Genomic DNA, 19021 nt, shown 5'->3' on the forward strand with positions numbered 1-19021 from the left:
GCCGTACGCCGCGTGAACAGCGACCTGAGTCGCCCGCGAGTTGCTATCGATGACGGGCCAACCGACGGGGACCGCGGCGTCTCGAATCGCTGGCGATCCGACGAGCGTCGACCGTCCCTCCGGTCGAACCGTCAGGAGAGTGCTCGCCAGGCGTAGTAGAAGCGCTGCAGCGCCGTGAGGTGTCCGACCGCCGCCAGAAACACCAGCAGCCAGCCGACGATCCCGTACGGACCGTAGGTCGCCGGGAGCGGGACCGCGAGGAAGCCGACGAGCCCGATGATCGCCAGGCGATCCGCTCGACCGACCAGCCCGCCGTACACCCGGTCGAGGCCGACCGCCTGGGCCTGCGTCCCGAGGTACGACGTCAGCAGGACGCCGGTCACGGCCGCCAGCCCGAGCGCGTACGCGCCGATCCCCGCGGCGAGTCCGCCGATGACGACCACGTCGGCGTACCGATCCAGCACGTGATCGAGCATGTCGCCGCGCTTCGAGGAGACCTCCTGTTCGCGGGCGAGCGCGCCGTCGACGACGTCGAGCCAGCCGTTCAGGAGGACGAGCAGCGAGGCGACCGCGTACCACCAGCGCGCCTCCACACCGCCGAGGTAGAACGCGACCGCCGCCGCGCCCGCCGCGCCGAACGCGATGACGCTCACGCCGTCGGGCGAGAGCCCGGCGCGATCGAACCCGACGACGAACGGCCTGATCGCCCCCGACACGTACGGGCGGAGCTGATCGAGCGTCATTGCAGGTACCCCACGTAGTCCACCTCGCCGGCACTCGGCGCCCGGTCGCCAGCGAGGACCGCCTCGATCGAACGCGCCACCGAGTCCGGCGGTTCCTCCGTCGTCTCGATCTCGTAGACCGAATCGAGACCGTGGGCCTCGACCGCTTCCGACAGTATCACGTCGAGCGCCTCGCTCTCCGCGTTCTCTCGGGCCTTCGCCTCGGACTCGCCCCGCTCGCGGAGTCGCCGCTCGAGCGTCGCCGGCTCGCAGCGAAGGACGACGACGCGGTCCGCGTCGAGGTGGTGAGCAAGGTGCGACTCGAAGACGACGTCGCGCCGGTCCGCCAGGACGGCGTCGAGGGCGTCCAGGTCGGCGATCACGCTGTCGCGCTCGTCGTCGACGTCGGTGTAGAGCGACTCGTCCTCGATCACCTCGTTCAGGTGGACGAGGTCGTGCTCGTCGAGGCGGTCGGCCAGGCGCGCCGTCGCCGTCGTCTTCCCGGTTCCCGGCGTCCCGGTCACGGCGACTCTCACGCGTCCGACACCTCCGGTCGCCCGTCTCGCTCGGCGTCCACCGACGCGAGCACCTCGTTGAGCGTCGCGGCGGCGCGTTTCGTTTCGGCCTCGGTCCCGCACGTCACGCGAATGCAGGATGGAAGGCCGAAGCTCGTGCAGTCCCGGACGATGATCCCTCGCTCCCGTAGTCGTGACGCGACGACACCCGCGTCGCCGACGTCGACGAGGACGAAGTTACCCTCCCCCGTCCGGACCGGCGCGTCGACTTCGTCCGCGAGGTACTCGCGCGCCCAGCGGGCCGTCTCGACCGAGCGCTCGACGTGTTCGTCGTCGGAGAGGGCGGCGAGACCGGCCCGGCAAGCCGGGACGCTCACGGCGAAGGGCGTGTTGACCCGGGCGTAGGCGTCCGCCCAGTCGGCCGGCACGATCGCGTAGCCGAGGCGCAACCCGGCGAGACCGTACGCTTTCGAGAACGTCCGAACTACCGCGACGTCGTCGCGCGCGTCGAAGCCGTCTCGCCCATCGAGAAGCGCCACGGCGCTGTTCGCGTCCGCGTATTCACCGTACGCCTCGTCGACGACGACGAGCGTCCGGTCGTGGGTTTCGGCGGCGATTCGTTCGATATCCGCGAGCGACGCGGTCGACCCGGCCGGGTTGTGCGGGCTGGTGAGGTAGACGACGCGCTGCCCGTCGTACGCCGATAGCACGGTCTCGGCGTTCTGTTCGAAGTCCGAGGCCTTCGAGAGCTCGTACGTCTCGACCGTTCCGTGGTGATACCGGGCGCTCATCCCGTAGTACGCGAAGCCGGGCTCGGGTACGAGCACCGAGTCGCCGGGCTCGAGCGTGGCTCGCGAGAGGTAATCGATCGCCCCGTCACCGCCCGCCGAGAGCCAGATCTGCGCGGCGTCGACGCCCCATCGTTCGGCGAGCGCGTCCGTCAGGTCCGCGTGGACGGCCTTCGGGTACGAATTCACCTCGTCCGCAGTGGCCCGGAGGGCCTCGACGGCGTTCGGCGAGGGCCCGTGGGGATTCTCGTTGGAGGCCAGTTTGACGAACTCGTCGGGCTCGCGCCCGAGTTCGCGTGCGACCTCCTCGATTCCCCGACCCGCCTCGTAGACGTCGTGGGTCGAGAGATCACGCGTGTGCATACTGGATCAGTGACACCCCCGACGCTTAAGGAAACCGCAACGAGTTGCGTCGCCGCGACTCGCCGGCCCGATCGACTAGACGAAGTCGCCGAGTCCCGCCTGATCCTCGTCCGATTCGCCCCCGTCGGACGGATTGTCGTCGTCGGACGGTTCGTCGACGGCGTCCGCACTCGATTCGGTGTCCGCCTTCGAGGAACCGACCGCCTCGTCCCCCCCGCCGTTCGGGGACGGCTCGCCGTCGAGCGTCTCCTGGTCGTCCGAGCCGTCCGTCGGCTCGGCCGGTGCGTCCCCGCGCGTCGCGTCGAGGAAGGCGTCGCCCGCGTTCGAGACGACGCGCTCTTCGCGGCGGTCTTCGGCGTCCGCGACGACGTTCTCGACCTTGTTGGTCGTCTTGCCGCTGCCGGTGACGAACGAGACCTCCGCCTCGTCGAGTTCGTAGGCGGCGGTCATCGCGACGGTCAGGTCGCGGTTGTGACAGTGGTGGGTCATCGCCGAGAGGTACGGCAGGACGTCGTTTCGCGCCGTCGCGACGCTGATGCCCTCCCGCTCGGCGATGCGCTCGGCGATGGCGTCGCGCGTGTCCCGGCTCCCGCGGGTGCGACCGAGTTTCGACCAGTAACTCGGCGGGCCGTAGCGCGTCCAGCCGCCCTTCGGCTCGCGGCGAGAGGCGGCCACGCCGGCGGTGATGTTGTCGGTCACGTAGCGCCAGTAGGAGTACTCCTGCGTCGAGCGGACGCGACCGAGCCAGCGGTCGCCGTTGGCCAGGTAGCCGTAGGCGTCGGCGAGCTCCGCGCCGTGGTAGTCCTTCGGGACGTTGTCCTCGATCCAGTTGATCAGGTCGTCCGGCGTCTCGTCGACGTCGTAGGCGGCCTGCAGGGCACCCTCCGCGTCTTCCTCCTTGATGAGCGCGTCGAGGAAGTCGAAGATGCCCTCCGTTCGATCGCGCTCGCCGGTGACGACGTCCTCGCGGGTGAGCCGCTCCGCGTCTTCGGCGACCGCCTGGAGGTCGTTGACCGCCGACCGGAGGTCCCCGCTCGTGCTCTCGGCGATGGCCTCGAGCGCCTCCGGTTCGAACTCGACGTCCTCCTTGCGGCAGATGTCGCGCAGGACGGGCACGATCGAGCGCGCCGAGACGTCGCGGAACTCGATCGACCGACAGGCGTTTCGCAGCGAGTTACTCATGTCGTAGAACTCGTTCGCGACGAGAACCATGGGCTGGTCGGCGGATTTGACGACGTTCGTGACGGCCCGCGATCCGCCGTAGTCGGCGTTCCCGTGGAAGTTGTCGGCCTCGTCGAGAATCAGCAGCCGGCGCCCGCTCGTCCCGGCGGTGAGCGTCCCCGTCTTCGACGCCTCGCCGGCGACGCGCTCGATCACTTCCTTCCCACGGTGGTCGCTCGCGTTGAGTTCCATCACCGGCCACCCCATGTCGTTCGCGAGCGCGTGCGCCGCGGAGGTCTTGCCCACGCCGGGGCTCCCGTGGACGATCACGGCCTCGCGGTGCTCGTCCCAGGTCTCGGCCCACTCGCGCAGCTGATCGCGAGCCTTGTCGTTGCCCCGGACCGCCGACAGGGTGTCGGGGCGGTACGTCTCCGTCCAGTCGCTCATTGGCGAGTATTGGCGTGAGTCGCGTTTAGGGATTGCGGAGCGTCACTCGTCGTCGGCCGTCTTCAGGTCTAGCCGAGACGTTACATCCGCGTACGCATCGTCGCTCGAGCCGATGCCGTCACCGTTCGATTCGACGAGGTGGAACCCGACGAGCGGCGTGAAGCCGTGGTCCTCGATGACCGTCGTCGCGTACACGTTTATCCATTCATCGCGTCCCTCTCGGCACGCGCACGTCCTCGAAAACGGTCGGTGGTGGGCCCACCGATCCGGAGTCGCGGCGCCATCGTCGCGTCGTTACTTCGGCGTCAGCTCGAGATAGAGGTCGTCGAATAGGTTCGTATAGTAACTCGTCTCCCAGAAGATGTTCATCCCGAGCGCGACCCAGGCCGTCGAACTTCCGTCGCTCGTGAACTCGCCGGTGGTATCGTAGTAGACCCACTGATCGTCCGCAGAGTGGAGGTCACCCTCGATGGCGAGGGCGTTGTCGTTGTTACGGCTCAGAATGTCGGCTTCCGTCTCGGGGTTGTCGTTCCCGAAGTACGCGTTCCCCGAGACGATCTTGTTGTAGCTCTGTTCCTGGTTGTATCCCGCGAACTCGAGGGTCACGTCGTACGTCGTGTTCGGGTCGACGTCGACCGGCTGCTCGATCCAGATGGTGCCATCGTCGGCGTCCCCGCTGAGACCGGCTTCGAAACAGCCACCGAACCATTTACTCGCGGTCTGACCAGTGTGGTGGGTCAGATGGTGTTCGATCGGTTCGGAACCGCCCGGTTGAGTCGGAAGGTCCGAGTCGATCGTCCACTCGTCGCCGATCTCGTAGTGGAAGTAGTCTTCGACGACGATCGTGTTGGCCGAGGTCGTGCTGGCAGCCGCGGATCCGACGAGCGTCGATGCACCGAGTCCAGTCGCCGTGACTCCACGGAGGAAGCCGCGCCTATTAGTATCGGACATTGCAGTAGTTACTTTTCACTCGTTGGTATAAAACATTTCTATTTTCTTATTGGAAACGAGAGGGGGATGTCCTTCAGATATCATACTTAATTGAGTGAAATTTGATATAGTATCCATCTGGGCGCTGAGGTCTCACGGCAGAGTTCGTCTCGGCGGTCCAGCGCGGTGCGTGGACAGCCGCGGGGTACGTCGCTCCTCAAATCGTCGCCCGGTTGAACGGGTGGCCGTCGTGCGACGTCCCTAACTCCACGGAAGCCGATCGGATCCGTATGGACGTTGCAATTCTCACCGTCGGCGACGAGTTGCTCGCCGGGGAAACGACGAATACGAACGCGTCGTGGCTCGCCGGGCGGCTGGCCGACCGCGGCGCGCGGACTCGTCGGATCGCGACCGTCCCCGACGATCGAGCCGCCATCGGCGAGTACGTGTCTCGTTTCCGCGAGGAATTCGACGCCGTGCTCGTCACCGGCGGGCTCGGCAACACGCACGACGACGTGACCGCCGAGGCCGTCGCGGCGGCGTTGGATCGCGACCTCGTCGCGCCCGAATCGCTCCAAGAACGCCTCCGCGAGAAGGCCGCCCGCGTGCGAGAGGAGCGACCCGAACTGTTCGAGGAGCACGATCTCGAACTCGACGCCGAAGCTGCCGCTCGCGTGCCGACCGGTGCCCGACCCGTCGTCACCGACGCGGGCTGGGCTCCGGCGTTCGTCGTCGATCGCGTCTACGTGCTTCCCGGCATCCCCGCTGAGATGGAAGCGGCGTTCGAGCGCGTCGCGACCGACTTCGACGGTGACGCGATCAGCCGCTCGATCTTCACTCCCCTCCCGGAGGGTGCGCTTCCGAGCGTGCTCGAAACGGTCCGCGATCGGTTCGACGTCGCCGTCGGCAGCTACCCGGGCGCAGACGCCGCCCCGGGTCGGATCCGCGTCTCGGCGAGCGAGCCGTCGAGCGTTGCGGCGGCGATCGAGTGGCTCGAATCGACGATCGAGACGGTCGACCCGCCCGTCGAGACGGACAACTGAAACGGCGTATCCGTTCGAGGCGGCGTCACTCAGAGGTCGAGCGAGACCAGTTCGCCCCACGTCTCGAAGCCGTGTCGGCGGTAGAAATCGGACGCCCGCTCGTTGTCCGGATCGACGTCGAGAACGAGTCGAGAGAGCGGGAGCGATTGGTCCGAAACGACGTCGACCGCTCGTTCGATCAATTCGTCCGCGACGCCGGTTCCCCGGTGGGTCGGCTCGACGTAGATTTCGTTCAGGACCGCCGCGTCCCAGATCATCGCGAGCCGATCGGGGAGGACGAAGACGTATCCGACGGGCGTCCCGTCGGCCTCGGCGAGCGTAATCGCCCCGGGTTCGTCGTCGACGCACCGGTCGACCCACGCCAGGTAGCGCTCGCGATAGCCGTCGTCGAGTTTGGTTGCGTACCGATCCTCCTTCGCGTCGTCGCCCGTCTCCCCGCCCAGTTCGAGCTCGAACGAGCGCTTGAGCCGCCACAGCGCGCTTCGGTCCGTCGTCGGGTCGTACGGTCGTAGGTCGACGGTCATGGCGAACCCCTCGGAAGTAATCGTCTTCGGTGTATCGATTCCCGGAAGGGACCGACGCGTCGCGAACTCAGTTCGCCGTCGCGCGCTCGTCCAGGATTCGATAGCCGACGGCGAGGTAGCCGACCAGGCCGGTGATCAGCAGCTCGCCGGAGGAGGCGAGGTGGTAGATCCGTTCGGTGTCCGGCTGGGCGCCGGGACCGGGGTCGAACCCGGTGTAGTAGTGGGTATCGCTCGTCGTCCCCGTCGCGGTCGATTCCGAGAGCTGGCTCGTCCCTTCCTCCGTCGTGAACTCGACGAACGTCTGGACCAGTCCGTCCTGGTTGGAGTAGTAGAGCTCGCCGGAGAGGTCGTAGAACTGATCCTGCAGCGGCCAGAAGAGGTTGATGCCGTTGAAGAACGCGTCGAGCAGCAGGTGGGCGAAGAGCACGCAGACGAGCGCCACCCAGCCGACGCGGACTCCGGTCGATCCCCACCGCTCGCGGACGGCCGAGCGCTCGCGTAGCGACCCGTCCCAGACGAGCACGAGGGCGGGGACCGCGACGACGAACAGGTTGTGAAACGCCGCTCGATGAGTCCCCTGCCAGTACATCCCGACGATCGTGTCGAGGTCGATGACCGCAGCCGCTGCCAGCACCACCAGGATGGCGCGCGCGCTGAACCGATCACCGAGGAGGGCGACGCCGAGGAGCCCCGCCAGGCCCACGTGAATTAGCGTCGAGGGCATAGAACAGGGTATTGTCCGGCGACGTCTTGGACCTTTGCGTTCCTCGCACGGACCGATGGATACGAACGCCGGCCGTCGTCCCTTCGGTAGCTACTTGCACCATCGGTTCCAGAGCACGACCATGCCGAACCGCGGGACGCGAGACGCGCTCGCCGAGAAGATCGCCGGGGAGATCACCCTCAGCGACGACCCCGGCGCGACGCTGCGCAAGTGGCGGACCGACTTCGACGTCTCCCAGACGACCCTGGCGTCGGAACTCGAGGTGTCCTCGTCGGTCATCTCGGATTACGAGAGCGGGCGGCGCGAGAGCCCGGGAATCGGCGTCGTGCGTCGACTCGTCACCGGGCTCCTCGCGATCGACGAGCGACGCGGCGGCGAGCGCATCAGGCAGTACGGGCGCGTCCTCTCGGCGGGCTTCGAGAGCGACGTCGTCTACGACCTCCGCGAGTATCCGACCGCACGGTCGCTCTCTTCCGTCTACCGACAGATCGGCGCCGAGGAAATCGCCGCGGGCGAGGCGGATCGGATCACCGGCCACACCGTCATCGACAGCATCCGGGCGATCACGCGGCTCTCGAGCGAGGAATTCATTCGACTCTACGGGCAGTCGACCAGCCGCGTCCTCGTCTTCACGGGCGTCACCCGCGGTGAGTCGCCCCTCGTCGCACTCCGCGTCGTGTCGCCGACCCCGAACGCTGTCGTCTTACACGGAATCGACCGGGAAGATCTCTGGGAGCACGCGGCCGACCTCGCGCGGATCGACGGCTACTCGCTCGCGGTGACGACGACGCCCATCGATGCGATGCTCGACGACCTGGCGTCGATCGAGTGAGACCGCGCTCGGGCGGGCGTGCCACCGCGTCTATGCGATATGGTGGTACGCGAGCCGGGTCTCACTGGAGGAGCCGATCCCCGCTCATGCGATCTGGTCCTCGTACGCCTCCGCCGTGAGGAGGGCGTCCAGTTCGGACTCGTCGTCGAGGTCGACCTCCAGCATCCACCCCTCCCCGTACGGATCCTCGTTGACCAGCTCCGGCGCGTCGAAGAGCGCCTCGTTGACGGCGACGACCTCGCCGCTGACTGGTGCGTAGAGGTCCGAGACGGCCTTGATCGATTCGACGACGCCGAAGGTCTCGTCGGCCTCGATCGTGTCGCCCGCCTCCGGGAGTTCGACGAAGACGACGTCGCCGAGTTCGTCCTGGGCGAAGTCGGAGATGCCGATCCTGGCCGTGCCGTCGGATTCGGCCGCCCACTCGTGCGATTCGAGGTACCGTCGATCCGCTGGAACGTCGAAACTCATTATACCGTATCGATGAAGGGGATGCGTTCGACCTTTGCTCTTTTCGTTCGACCGCGGACCGAGACCTGAATCTCGGTGTCCGGGTCCGCGTAGCCGACGGGCACGTACGCGAGGCCGATCGCCCGGTCGAGCGTCGGACTCATCGTCCCGCTGGTGACGGTGCCGATGACGGTCCCGTCGTCCTCGACGGCGTGGCCGTGGCGGGCGACGCCGCGCTCTTCGAGCGAGAAGCCGATCAGTCGCTCCTCCACGCCCGCCTCCTTCTGGGTCGCGAGCGCGTCCCGCCCGACGAACTCGGTGTCGAGCGAGACGGTGAAGCCGATGCCGGCCTCGTAGGGCGTTCGCGGGTTCGACTCGGCGTCGAAGTCCTGGCCCGAGAGCAACAGACCCGCTTCGAGGCGCAGCGTGTCCCGCGACCCGAGTCCGCAGGGCTGGGCGTCGTCCGCGAAGGCGTCCCACACCGTTTCGGCATCGGCCGCGGGGAAGATGAGTTCGAAGCCGTCCTCGCCGGTGTAGCCGGTCCGCGCAGTCCAGCAGGTGACGCCGTCGACCGTCGCGTCAGTCGCGGTAAAGCGGTCCAGCTCCGCCACCGTCTCTGAGTCGGCCACCGCGTCGGCGACGAGCCCCGGCGCGTTCGGTCCCTGGACGGCGATCATGCCGTACTCGCGAGTCAGGTTCTCGACCGTCGCGTCGAGGTCCCACTCGTCGCGGTGGTCACGCCAGCGCGCGTCCATCGTCTCGTCCGCGCCCGCGTTCGGGACGAACAGGTAGACGCGCTCGTCGTCGCGGTCCGGCCGCCGGTAGACGACGGTGTCGTCGAGCATCACGCCGTCCGCGTCGGTGATGGCGGCGTACTGGGAGTCACCCGGTTCGAGGCGGGAGACGTCGTTCGTCGTCAGCCGATCCATCAGCGTCCGGGCGTCGGGTCCAGCGACTTCGATCTGGCCCATGTGCGAGACGTCGAAGATCCCCGCGTCCTCCCTGACGGCCTCGTGTTCGGTCCGGATGGAGTCGAACTCGACCGGCATCTCCCAGCCTCCGAACTCGGTGAAGCTGGCACCCCGCTCGTCGTGGGCCGCGTACAGCGGCGGCGTCTGTAACGACATGGTCGAGCAATTCAGACGGGCGTAGTAATGTCTTTTCGTCGCGACGGGCTGGAATCCGCCGTCCATCGTCCGCGTCTCCGTCCGACAGCGGGGTTCACCGGGCGCCGTGACGCCAGTCTTTTTTGGGCTCCCACGAAGGTCCGGGCATGCGAAACCCACTCCGGGGGCTCTTCGGTCGCGACGCGGCGGACGGGGTTGGCCTCTTCGTGGACGGCCCGAACGTCTTTCGCGACGAGTTCGACGTGGACCTGGACGACGTCCGCGACATCGGCGCCGATATCGGTCGGATCGCGACGGCCCGCCTCTATGTCGACGAGCACGCGCCGCCGGGATTCGTTCGGGCCGGGGAAGCCCGCGGCTTCGAGGTCGTCGTCACGAGCGGCGACGTGGACGTCAAACTCGCCGTCGACGCGACGGCGTTCGTCGCGGACGGACGACTCTCCACGCTGGCCGTCGTCTCGCGGGACACCGACTTCAAACCCGTCCTCGAGCACGCGAACGCCAGGGGCGTGGAGACGGTCGCGATCGCGCCCGGGGAGTACGGCCGATCCGACGCGCTCGCGAACGCCGCCAACCGCGCGACGACGCTCGACCCCGACTCGTAGTCGAACAAAAACCGGTGCCGGCCGACCGACGGTCCGCCGCGTTCTCGGGTAACCGCGGACGATCTCGGCCGCCATCGTCGTTGATGGTCCGAGTGGCCAAGAAGCGGTCTCCCGACTCGGAGCCGTTACGAGGGCCGATTACGGCGAAAAAAGGACGAATCGAAGCCAATCGGGGGGACGGGCTTACTTGCCGAGTTCCTCCAACTGGATAGTGTAGGACCCGCTGCCGCTGTATGCGTCGACGAGCAGTCCCAGTTCCTCGTTGCCGGTGAGGTCGACGGTGATCGACTCCTGACTGCCCTGGTTCCGGGACGCTTCGTCGTAATCGGACGTCGTCGGCTCTCTCCCGTCCAGGGTGAGGTAGAGGTCGAAGTCCGCGTTGGACGGTCCGGAGATCGAGACGGTCGCTTCGCACGGGTTCGACGTGCGAAGCGAGTACGAGTACGTGTCGCTGTCGCCCCACCAGCCGCCGCTCAGTTCACCGTCGGCCGAGGCGGTCTCGCGCTCCTCGCCGCAGTCGCCCGGATCGCCGCCACCGCCGTCGCCGCCGACGATGTTCAGCGCGTCGACGCGACCGGCGCCCTGGTATCGCGGGGGGAGGCCGATGTCGACGGCCGTCTGTTCCAGCAGGTTCCAGAGTTGCTGGGGCGAGAGGTTGGGATTGGCGGATTTGCCGAGAGCTGCGACACCGGAGGCGACCGGACACGCCATCGATGTGCCCGACATGGTCTCGTACTCGCCGAAGGGAACGGGGGCGAGGACGTCGACGCCCGGCGCGGCGACGTTGATCTCCGGGCCGCGGTTCGAGAAGCTCGCGAGGTTCTCGTTCTCGTCGATCGCCGAGACCGCCACGCAGTTCTGGTACGCCGCCGGGTACGAGACCGAACCGCCGTCGTTGCCCGCCGCCGCGATCGGGAGCGCGCCGTTCTGGAACGCGTAATTGATCGCCCGGCGGCCCGTCTGGCTGGGGCCTGCGCCACCGAGGGACATGTTGATGATGTCGGCCCCCTGATCGGCTGCCCATTGGATCGCGTCGGCGATGTCGCCCATCGATCCGCCGCCGTTTCCGAGCGCGCGACCGGAGATGAGCCGACAGTTCGAGATACCCGCGGTGCCGGCTCCGTTCCCCGTCGTCGCCGCCGCACAGCCGCTGACGTGCGTTCCGTGATTTTCGCTTGCGCCGGCGGGATAGGGATCACCATCCCTGTCGACGAAGTCGTAGCCGTTGCCGCCCTGGAAGCGATCCGCGAGATCGTCGTGGTCGTACTGGACGCCCTGATCGATGACGGCGATCGTGACGTCCATCGAGCCGACCTCGGTATTCCAGGCCTGGTCGGCCCGCACCTGCTGGGGCGCGTACTGCTGATCGAAACCGGGATCGTTCGGCCGCTCCAGCGGGTATCTCGTCACGTTGGGTTCCGCGTACTCGACTCCCGGCTGGCGTTCGAGTCGTTCGATCGTCGACTCCATCGCGCGCGGTTCGTCGTCGGCGAGCCGAACGGCCACGTATTCGAGCGTCTCGTTCTCGTGAACGATCGACGCGTCGTCCGGCACGGCCGTCGTAACGGTCGATCGAACGCTCGCGAGGGCGGTATCGTCCGCCACGCCGACGAGGATCTCGTCTTCTTTCGGACCGGGTTCGCGACCCGGTGTCGCGCTGACGATGCCACCCAATCCGAGGGCGGCACCGGCTCCACCGGCTGCTTTCAGGATCGTACGCCGATTCATCGATCGGTTATGTTCACCAGACATTCCAGTTTAGGATAGCTGCTGGGGGTTAATATGAGTTCGGAAACGATTAAATTACTATTGGATTACTAATACAATTAACTACTCGGTTTGGGTAATATTATATTAGCCCGCCTCTATTTAGATCGAGTGCTTGATCCGTCGAAAATTACCGTGCTTTTCCATGTTAGACGAGCGTACCGGACCGGAGTAAACCGCGGTCACGTTTACACGCGAACGGTGGCACCTCCTCAATCCCCTGGGTCTCGCCGGACGTCGCCGAACAACACACTCCGGCGCGGGTACCGGGACCGAGTACCGATGTCGAGCATATCGCGTCGAAACGGTGGATCCGACACCTTTTGCCCTCGGCGCCCAACGCTCTCGTATGACCGACGACGCGCCAGTGCTCGACAACCACCTCCATCTGGATCCGGAGGCGGGGCGCGGAATCGATGCCGTTCGAGCGTTCGCGCGCTCCGGGGGCACGCACCTTCTGGTCGTCAACAAACCGTCCTGGCACCTCGGACCGCTCCCGGAGGGGCCCGACCACTTCGATTCGGTCTTCGAGCGGACGATCGAGATCGTCGAGGCGGCGTCGGCCGAACTCCCCGGCCGGGCCTGGGCCGTCCTGGGCGTCCATCCCACGCTGATTTCGCGATTGACGGACGCGGGACTGGATCCGGAGACGGCCGGGGAACGCATTCGAACGGGCCTGGAGCGGGCGGCGTCGTTCGTCGCCGACGGCCGGGCGCTCGCGCTCAAGTCCGGGCGCCCCCACTACGACGTCTCGCCAGCGGTGTGGGAGGAATCGAACGCGTGCATTCGACGCGCGCTCGACCTGGCGAGCGACGTCGACTGTGCACTCCAGTTACACACGGAGGCCACCGAGGATCTGACCGACGTGTCGAGGTGGGCGGTCGAAGCGGGTCTCGAGCCCCACCGCGTCGTCAAGCACTACGCCGGCGGTCGACTCGAGGGCGTCACGCCGAGCGTGATGAGCGATCGTGATCGACTCGAACGAGCGGCCGAGCGCGGCGACCCATTTCTCATGGAAACCGACTTCGTCGACGATCCCGACCGGCCGGGCGCCGTTCTCGGCCCGAAGACGGTGCCGCGGCGGGTGTCGTGGCTGGGCGAGAACGGACGCGACGCGGCGATCGAACTCGCCCACGTCGAGACGCCGGCGCGCGTATACGGGATAGACACAGTGGAGACGCTCGAATCCGGGCATGAGACGTGAATTCGCACCCGGAGCGGTAGAGAAAGGCATTTGAAGCGGCCGGTGTTGGTTCGAGTATGAGCAATCCCCCGACCGAATTCTACTCGGCCGAACGCTGGCAGAACTGGATCGAACGAATCGACGACGAGGAGATCGATCCGGAGGACGAGGAATCGGCCCGCCTGCTTCTGAACCTGCAGGACGACACGGCGATCGCCGTCGCGAAGATCGTCTCGGCCTACGACGACGGGCAACTGGACGAGGAGGACGTCCTCGAGAAACTCGCCGAAGTGCGCGAGATCGTGCTCTCGGACGTGGACATCGACGACGAGGAGACCCTGATGCTCGTCGACGGCGTCCAGACGAGCCTGGTCTGCGTCTTCTACGCCGCCGAGGAGTACGTCGCCGGCGGTCCGGCGACGGACGCCGAGGTGGGCGAGTACATCCGCGCGGCGGCCGACGCCGAGGCCGAGGACGACTTGGACGCGGCGCTGGGCTACGTCGCCCAGGCCGGCACGCTCGTCATCGACGGCGAGGAGATCGACATCGCCGTCGCCGAAGAGATCGAGTACGGCCTCGTCACGGAGTGGGTGAACGGACTCGACAGCCTCCAGAACGCGATGAGCGATCCGGAGGTCGTCGAGGAAGACGACGAGTAGGCGGGGGATTTTCGACGCCGCGGTGGCCACCACACGTTTAACCGCCTAGTACCTTCTCTCCTCCATGCCCTTCGGGGGTGACGAGCGCGCCGTGTCCGTCGTCGTCGGAGCGGTGCTCATGCTCGGCATCCTCGTCTCCGCGCTCGCGATGTACCAGGCGAGCGTGGTCCCGAACCAGAACACGGAGATCGAGTTCCAACACAGCCAGACCGTCGACGGCGACCTGCAGGACCTCCGGAACGCGATCGTAAACACGGCCGGGGACGGGACCGACCGAGCGGTCCGCGTTCAACTGGGGACTCAGTATCCAGCCCGAACGTGGGCGATCAACCCGCCCGATCCGCGGGGGAGGTTGCGTACGACCGAGCCACGACCGCTCGAAATCAGGAACGCGACCGTCTCGGACCCCGGATCGTACGACGGGAACCTGAGCGAACTCTTCGCGCCTCACAACACCACGTCGATCGTCTACGAACCCGACTACAGCGAGATCGACGGCCAGCTTCGGACCGTCCTCGATCACTCGTTGCTCTATCGCGAGCAGACGGAGACGTACAACCGAACGCTCGCTCCAGAGCAGCTACTGACTGGCGACACCATCTCGGTCGTCGTCTTGAACGGGACCCTCGACGAGTCGGGGACGGATTCACTCAGTATCGATACCGAGACGCTGAGCGGACCGAGCGATCCGGTGACGATCGAGCCGGCACCCGGCAAGAATATTTCGATCCGGGTTCCGACTCGAAACCCCGCCCACTGGGTCGAAGAGATCGGAACGACGTGGGGCGAGAACAATATGACAGCGACGCCCGACGGCGACGAGTACGTCGTCATCGCCTACAGAGGGGAGTCCTACGACCTGCAGATGAGTCGCGTCGGCGTCGGCGAGGGGACCGTTTCGAGCGACGACTTCGATATCAGCCGAACGGACGACGGGACTCAGCAACGGAGCAATTCGACGTTCGACGTCGAGTGGGATCACGAACCGCCACAGGAGATGGAGGCGGGTTCGCACGAACAGTTCAACCTCACCGTCACTGATCGCCAGAGCGGCGAACCGATCAGTAACGCGTCGGTCTCGTATTCGAGCGCCGGCGGCGGCGTACTTTCGATCGAGCACTCCCATCCGAACACGCGGACGAGAACGGACGATCGGGGACGGGCGACGGTCTGGGTCGAGGCGACCGCGGAAGGTGACGGTACGATCTACGGATCGAGCGGCGACGGAACGGATGCCCTCCCGGTAACCGTCACCGAAGCGTCGGGCCCGTCGGGTGGCCTCGCCGTCTCGATCCAGGATTCGAACGCGCCGATAAACGTCGGCGAGACGTACACGGTGTCCGTGAACGTAACGAACACCGGTGACACCGAGCAAACCCAGGATATCACGCTGGAAACGGACGGCGTACTCCGGGATTCGACGACCGTGACGGTCGGCGGTTCCGCGAGCACGGTCGTGTCGCTATCCTGGCAGACGACGACCGGTGACGGCGGCGAGTACACCGCCCTGGTACAGAGCGAGGACGACGATGCCGCCGAGAGCCTCACGGTCGCCGATCTGTCGTTCGCCGGCGGTGACGGGACCTTCGATCGGAACGGTGACGGCGTCGACTCGTTGATCGCGTTCGACGTCGCGAACGATCGATCGGACGACGTCACGCTGACCGCAATCGAGATCGCCTCGACGTCCGCACCGGCGAACGAGATCGACGGAGCAGGGCGCGGTACCAACGCCGATCCGGAAGCGGCGGTGGACGTAAACGGCGATGGGTTCGCGGACGCGACCGCCAACAGCAATCAGCAATTTTCGATCGGCGAACGCATGTCATTCGACAGCCAGCCCACGCTCACGAGCGGTTCCGAGGCGCGGTACAACGTCGGCGAGTTCCGGAATAACGGCGAGACGGTTTCGATGGGCGGCGAATCGGTGACGGTCGTCCTCTACTACGAAGAAGCCGATGGGACGGAACGAAGCGTCCAGTTCACGATCGACGACCTGTAACGCTGTCCGATCCGCGGATATCGACGACCGTCGAAACTACAAACGACAATACCAAATAGCGGCTCCGTCACCTCTCTTCCATGACCAGTGTCGGTATCGACGCGTTCGAAATCTGGACGGGGAATCTGGTACTCGACCTCCCCAACACGTTCGCTCCGGCCCAGGGCGAGGATCCGGAGAAGTACACCAAGGGACTCGGGCTCAACGCGAGTTCGTTCCCCGACAGCTACGAGGACATCGTCACGATGGGAGCCAACGCCGCCCACCGGCTGATGGAACGCAAGGGGCTCACGCCCGAGGACATCGGTCGGATCGACGTCGCGACCGAGAGTTCCTTCGACAAGTCCAAACCGATCTCGACGTACGTGGCCGGCTGTCTCGAGCAGGTCTACGAGGGCGACTTCCACCACGCGAACAAGGGCGAGCGCAAGTTCGCCTGCATCGCCGGCACGCAGTGTCTGGACGACGCCTACAACTGGATCCGGGCGGGGCGCAGCCGCGGGCGCGCCGCGCTCGTGATCGCGACCGACACCGCCCTCTACGAGCGCGACGACCCCGGCGAGGCGACCCAGGGCGCGGGCGCCGTCGCGATGCTGATCGACGAGGATCCGAATCTCGTCGAACTGAGCGCGGAGCAGGGCTACGGCAGCGCCGACGAGACCGACTTCCTGAAGCCCCAGCAGCAGTTCCCGAGCGTCGACGGCAAGCGCTCGATGCAGGTCTACCTCGCTCGCATGCGCGAAGCGCTCGAGGACTACGAGTCCGTCGCGGGTGCCAGCCACCCGGACGACTTCGCGTACGTCCCGTTCCACACGCCCTTCCCCGGCATGGTCCGCAAGGCGGCCGTGCTCGCGTACCGACACACCATCCGGGACACGCCGATCGAAGCGGACCTGGCCGAGGAGATCGGCCGCCAGCCTCGACGTGAAGACTTCGACGACAAGGCGGGTTACGACGAGGCGATTCGCGGCTACGTCGACGACCTGAAAGCGACCGAGCGCTACCAGACCTGGTACGAGACGACCATCGAGCCGACGCTGACGATCTCGCGCGAGGTCGGCAACTGGTACACCGGCTCCGTTCACCTCGCCCGCGCGAGCGCGCTCATCCACGCCGCCGAGACCGATCGCGACCTCGCCGGCTCGGCCCTCGGCGTCGGCTCCTACGGGAGCGGCGCCCAGGCCGAGGTCCACGCCGAGCTCGTCGCCGACGGCTGGCACGAAGAGATCGAGGCGGTGTCGGACCACCTCGACGACCAGCTCGCGGAACGCTACGACCTCACCTTCACGGAGTACGAGGCGGTCCACGACGCCCACAACCACGACAAGGACGTCGAAACGGCCGAACTCACCACCCCGAGCCGGGAGTTCGTCTTCGACGGCTGGGGGCGAATGGGCGAACGCAAGTATCGCTACGTCGAGTAGGCGAACCGAACTTTTTCCGCCTCGGGTTCCGCGCTGTGCGCGGAACCGCGTGGCGGCTTCGCCGCCACGGCATTCAGTTGCGGGCCCCTGGCCCGCAACTCGCTCGCGCAAAAACTTCGATGAAAAAGACCGCCTCCGCGGGCGAAGCCCGCTCCGGCGGTGTGGTTCGAAAGAGCGCAAGCGCTCTTTCGTCATCTCGAAGTGCCGGACACTTCGACGAGTCATCGGAAGACCGTTGGTCTTCCGAGATGCCGAGAGAGCTCGCTCTCTCGTAGCAAAACGCCTCGCTTCGCTCGGCGGATGCTGGTGTCAGTACTGGTCGATCCACCTGGTTTCCTATTGGACACGAACCGCTCGTCTCACTGCGATTACCGAAGTCGTCGTTATAGCAACCGGTACGGTAATTCGTCGGCCCCGCCCGCAGCCTCGAACGGGACGTGGAATCCGATGGATTTCCTGGAGGCCCGAGGTCGTCCCATCTTGTGTCCGGCCGACGTACGATCCCTATGTCCGGACGCTCCGGCCGAACGACCTGGCCACCGGATCGGGTCGGCCTGACGGTGCTCGCCGTGGGTGCGGCGCTCCTCGCCGCCTGGCTCATCCTCCCGTACCTGCAGTACGTCCTCTTCGGCGTCGTCCTCGCCTACGCGCTGGCGCCCGCGCAGCGACGGCTCGAACGCTACCTCGGGCCGACGATGGCCGCCGTGAGTCTGGTGATCGCCACGCTGGTGGTCGTCCTCGTACCGCTTGTCGTCGTGCTGTCGATCGCGATCCGACAGTCGTTCGGCGTCGTTCGAGCGATCCGCGACGGATCTATCGACGTCGAAGCGATCGAGGGGGAACTCGCGAATATCGGCCTCTCCGTCGACCTGATGACGCTCTACGAGTCCAACCAGGGCCGCATCGCGACGGCGCTCGAAGGGATCGGGAACGCGGCGCTCGGCGTGGTCGGCGGCGCGCCCGGCTTCTTCATCGGGGCGACGATCGCGCTGTTCGTGCTCTTCGGACTGCTGCGGGACGGCGGTCGACTGCTGGCCTGGCTCACGTGGGTGATCCCCGCGGACGACGAGGATCTCGGTTCCCTCTGGGCGGGGCTCGACGAACTCATGTGGGCGTCGATCGTCGGGAACGTCGCCGTCGCCGCCATCCAGGCGGTGCTGCTCGGCGTCGGGCTGGCCGTCGCGGGCGTGCCGTCCGTGATCTTTCTCACCGTCGCGACGTTCGTCCTCACGCTCCTTCCGCTCGTGGGCGCGTTCGCAGTCTGGGTCCCGGTCTCGGCGTACCTCCTCGCCGTCGGCCGACCGGTCGCCGCCGTCGGTATCGCCGTCTTCGGCCTCTTCGTCACCCTCTCCGATACGTACATTCGACCGGCGTTGATCGGCCGGACGGAGGCCTACAACGCCGTCACCGTCACCGTCGGCATCTTTGGCGGGCTGGTCGCCTTCGGCCCGGTCGGGTTGTTCCTCGGTCCCGTCGTCCTCGGCGGGGCGAAGCTCGCCCTCGACGCGTTCGCCGAGGAGCGAACCGGCGCGTCAGGACCCGAGACCCGTGGAGTCGAGGAGATCATCTCGAACCGCCAGGACGCGACCGGTGACGAAATTGAGGACCACGGATCGTCGGAGTGACGACGACCGGACGGCGGGTACGACATACGTCCCCGAGGTGCATACCGGCCGGTATCGACGCGAAAAGGTGCGTTCATAAGGCCCGCGACGCAACAGTCGGACAACGTGTTCCCGTCCGTCACTGGCCGAGACG

At 66.6% G+C, this 19021-nt stretch carries 19 protein-coding genes; 8 read left to right on the plus strand and 11 right to left on the minus strand.

Annotated features, from left to right (window positions below; translation table 11 throughout):
• Positions 1-131 precede the first annotated feature (131 nt).
• From MXA07_RS10705 to MXA07_RS10730, 6 genes are all read right to left on the minus strand, one after another.
• Complete coding sequence (locus MXA07_RS10705) at positions 132-743, minus strand: CDP-alcohol phosphatidyltransferase family protein (protein ID WP_247728596.1); 612 nt, start codon at positions 741-743, stop codon at positions 132-134.
• Complete coding sequence (locus MXA07_RS10710) at positions 740-1258, minus strand: adenylate kinase family protein (protein WP_247728597.1); 519 nt, start codon at positions 1256-1258, stop codon at positions 740-742. Before MXA07_RS10710 ends, MXA07_RS10705 begins: the two co-directional genes overlap by 4 nt.
• Positions 1255-2388 (minus strand): histidinol-phosphate transaminase, encoded by a 1134-nt coding sequence (hisC, locus tag MXA07_RS10715; RefSeq protein WP_247728598.1) that lies wholly within the window; start codon positions 2386-2388, stop codon positions 1255-1257. The genes MXA07_RS10710 and hisC overlap by 4 nt, the downstream gene beginning before the upstream one ends.
• A 75-nt stretch (positions 2389-2463) precedes the next feature.
• Positions 2464-3996, minus strand: coding sequence for a replication factor C large subunit (locus MXA07_RS10720; protein ID WP_247728599.1), 1533 nt, complete (start codon positions 3994-3996; stop codon positions 2464-2466).
• 42 nt (positions 3997-4038) lie between these two features.
• Positions 4039-4191 (minus strand): hypothetical protein, encoded by a 153-nt coding sequence (locus MXA07_RS10725; RefSeq protein ID WP_425492153.1) that lies wholly within the window; start codon positions 4189-4191, stop codon positions 4039-4041.
• A 99-nt stretch (positions 4192-4290) separates the two neighbouring features.
• Positions 4291-4947 carry a hypothetical protein gene (locus tag MXA07_RS10730; RefSeq protein WP_247728600.1) on the minus strand — a complete coding sequence of 219 codons (657 nt, stop codon included), beginning with the start codon at positions 4945-4947 and terminating at the stop codon, positions 4291-4293.
• Between the two features lie 269 nt (positions 4948-5216).
• Between MXA07_RS10730 and MXA07_RS10735 the strand changes: the two genes are divergently transcribed.
• Positions 5217-5969 (plus strand): competence/damage-inducible protein A, encoded by a 753-nt coding sequence (locus MXA07_RS10735; protein ID WP_247728601.1) that lies wholly within the window; start codon positions 5217-5219, stop codon positions 5967-5969.
• 29 nt (positions 5970-5998) lie between these two features.
• On the opposite strand, the gene MXA07_RS10740 is transcribed toward MXA07_RS10735, so the two are convergent.
• Together MXA07_RS10740 and MXA07_RS10745 are read right to left on the minus strand one after the other, a co-directional pair.
• On the minus strand, positions 5999-6493 hold the full coding sequence (locus MXA07_RS10740; RefSeq protein ID WP_247728602.1) for a GNAT family N-acetyltransferase: 495 nt from the start codon (positions 6491-6493) through the stop codon (positions 5999-6001).
• 67 nt (positions 6494-6560) lie between these two features.
• On the minus strand, positions 6561-7217 hold the full coding sequence (locus tag MXA07_RS10745) for a metal-dependent hydrolase (protein ID WP_247728603.1): 657 nt from the start codon (positions 7215-7217) through the stop codon (positions 6561-6563).
• A gap of 121 nt (positions 7218-7338) precedes the next feature.
• On the opposite strand from MXA07_RS10745, the gene MXA07_RS10750 reads away from it, so the two are divergent.
• Entirely contained in the window at positions 7339-8049 is a 711-nt protein-coding gene (locus MXA07_RS10750) for a helix-turn-helix domain-containing protein (protein WP_247731740.1), read from the plus strand.
• Positions 8050-8133: 84 nt separating this feature from the next.
• On the opposite strand, the gene gcvH is transcribed toward MXA07_RS10750, so the two are convergent.
• Positions 8134-8517: a glycine cleavage system protein GcvH gene (gcvH, locus tag MXA07_RS10755; RefSeq protein ID WP_247728604.1), complete on the minus strand. Its 384-nt coding sequence runs from the start codon at positions 8515-8517 to the stop codon at positions 8134-8136.
• Positions 8517-9623, minus strand: a complete 1107-nt coding sequence (gcvT, locus tag MXA07_RS10760) for a glycine cleavage system aminomethyltransferase GcvT (protein WP_247728605.1) — start codon at positions 9621-9623, stop codon at positions 8517-8519. Before gcvT ends, gcvH begins: the two co-directional genes overlap by 1 nt.
• 146 nt (positions 9624-9769) lie before the next feature.
• Here gcvT and MXA07_RS10765 point away from each other — a divergent pair, with 146 nt between their 5' ends.
• Positions 9770-10228, plus strand: coding sequence for an NYN domain-containing protein (locus tag MXA07_RS10765; RefSeq protein WP_247728606.1), 459 nt, complete (start codon positions 9770-9772; stop codon positions 10226-10228).
• A gap of 183 nt (positions 10229-10411) precedes the next feature.
• Here the strand turns inward: MXA07_RS10765 and MXA07_RS10770 are convergent, their stop codons facing one another.
• Entirely contained in the window at positions 10412-11980 is a 1569-nt protein-coding gene (locus tag MXA07_RS10770; RefSeq protein WP_247728607.1) for a S8 family serine peptidase, read from the minus strand.
• Positions 11981-12344: 364 nt separating this feature from the next.
• Between MXA07_RS10770 and MXA07_RS10775 the strand changes: the two genes are divergently transcribed.
• The 5 genes from MXA07_RS10775 to MXA07_RS10795 all read left to right on the plus strand — a co-directional run bounded on the left by MXA07_RS10775 (position 12345) and on the right by MXA07_RS10795 (position 18888).
• Complete coding sequence (locus MXA07_RS10775) at positions 12345-13199, plus strand: TatD family hydrolase (protein ID WP_247728608.1); 855 nt, start codon at positions 12345-12347, stop codon at positions 13197-13199.
• 56 nt (positions 13200-13255) lie between these two features.
• Positions 13256-13837, plus strand: a complete 582-nt coding sequence (locus MXA07_RS10780) for a DUF2150 family protein (protein WP_247728609.1) — start codon at positions 13256-13258, stop codon at positions 13835-13837.
• A 64-nt stretch (positions 13838-13901) separates the two neighbouring features.
• Positions 13902-15839, plus strand: a complete 1938-nt coding sequence (locus MXA07_RS10785) for a hypothetical protein (RefSeq protein WP_247728610.1) — start codon at positions 13902-13904, stop codon at positions 15837-15839.
• Positions 15840-15919: 80 nt separating this feature from the next.
• Positions 15920-17263 (plus strand): hydroxymethylglutaryl-CoA synthase, encoded by a 1344-nt coding sequence (gene hmgB / locus MXA07_RS10790; RefSeq protein ID WP_247728611.1) that lies wholly within the window; start codon positions 15920-15922, stop codon positions 17261-17263.
• A 506-nt stretch (positions 17264-17769) separates the two neighbouring features.
• Positions 17770-18888 carry an AI-2E family transporter gene (locus MXA07_RS10795; RefSeq protein ID WP_247728612.1) on the plus strand — a complete coding sequence of 373 codons (1119 nt, stop codon included), beginning with the start codon at positions 17770-17772 and terminating at the stop codon, positions 18886-18888.
• The last annotated feature ends 133 nt before the right edge of the window (positions 18889-19021 follow it).

It is taken from the genome of Halovivax limisalsi (assembly GCF_023093535.1).
GTDB classification, from domain to species: Archaea; Halobacteriota; Halobacteria; order Halobacteriales; family Natrialbaceae; genus Halovivax; species Halovivax limisalsi.

Bases quoted from the DNA above. Each gene is read 5' to 3' on its own strand.
- hisC (WP_247728598.1), bottom strand. From the start codon at position 2,388: ATGCACACGCGTGATCTCTCGACCCACGACGTCTACGAGGCGGGTCGG.
- MXA07_RS10720 (WP_247728599.1), bottom strand. From the start codon at position 3,996: ATGAGCGACTGGACGGAGACGTACCGCCCCGACACCCTGTCGGCGGTC.
- MXA07_RS10735 (WP_247728601.1), top strand. From the start codon at position 5,217: ATGGACGTTGCAATTCTCACCGTCGGCGACGAGTTGCTCGCCGGGGAA.
- MXA07_RS10750 (WP_247731740.1), top strand. From the start codon at position 7,339: ATGCCGAACCGCGGGACGCGAGACGCGCTCGCCGAGAAGATCGCCGGG.
- MXA07_RS10745 (WP_247728603.1), bottom strand. From the start codon at position 7,217: ATGCCCTCGACGCTAATTCACGTGGGCCTGGCGGGGCTCCTCGGCGTC.
- gcvT (WP_247728605.1), bottom strand. From the start codon at position 9,623: ATGTCGTTACAGACGCCGCCGCTGTACGCGGCCCACGACGAGCGGGGT.
- MXA07_RS10730 (WP_247728600.1), bottom strand. From the start codon at position 4,947: ATGTCCGATACTAATAGGCGCGGCTTCCTCCGTGGAGTCACGGCGACT.
- MXA07_RS10740 (WP_247728602.1), bottom strand. From the start codon at position 6,493: ATGACCGTCGACCTACGACCGTACGACCCGACGACGGACCGAAGCGCG.
- hmgB (WP_247728611.1), top strand. From the start codon at position 15,920: ATGACCAGTGTCGGTATCGACGCGTTCGAAATCTGGACGGGGAATCTG.
- MXA07_RS10780 (WP_247728609.1), top strand. From the start codon at position 13,256: ATGAGCAATCCCCCGACCGAATTCTACTCGGCCGAACGCTGGCAGAAC.
- MXA07_RS10775 (WP_247728608.1), top strand. From the start codon at position 12,345: ATGACCGACGACGCGCCAGTGCTCGACAACCACCTCCATCTGGATCCG.
- MXA07_RS10705 (WP_247728596.1), bottom strand. From the start codon at position 743: ATGACGCTCGATCAGCTCCGCCCGTACGTGTCGGGGGCGATCAGGCCG.
- MXA07_RS10785 (WP_247728610.1), top strand. From the start codon at position 13,902: ATGCCCTTCGGGGGTGACGAGCGCGCCGTGTCCGTCGTCGTCGGAGCG.
- gcvH (WP_247728604.1), bottom strand. From the start codon at position 8,517: ATGAGTTTCGACGTTCCAGCGGATCGACGGTACCTCGAATCGCACGAG.
- MXA07_RS10795 (WP_247728612.1), top strand. From the start codon at position 17,770: ATGTCCGGACGCTCCGGCCGAACGACCTGGCCACCGGATCGGGTCGGC.
- MXA07_RS10765 (WP_247728606.1), top strand. From the start codon at position 9,770: ATGCGAAACCCACTCCGGGGGCTCTTCGGTCGCGACGCGGCGGACGGG.
- MXA07_RS10770 (WP_247728607.1), bottom strand. From the start codon at position 11,980: ATGTCTGGTGAACATAACCGATCGATGAATCGGCGTACGATCCTGAAA.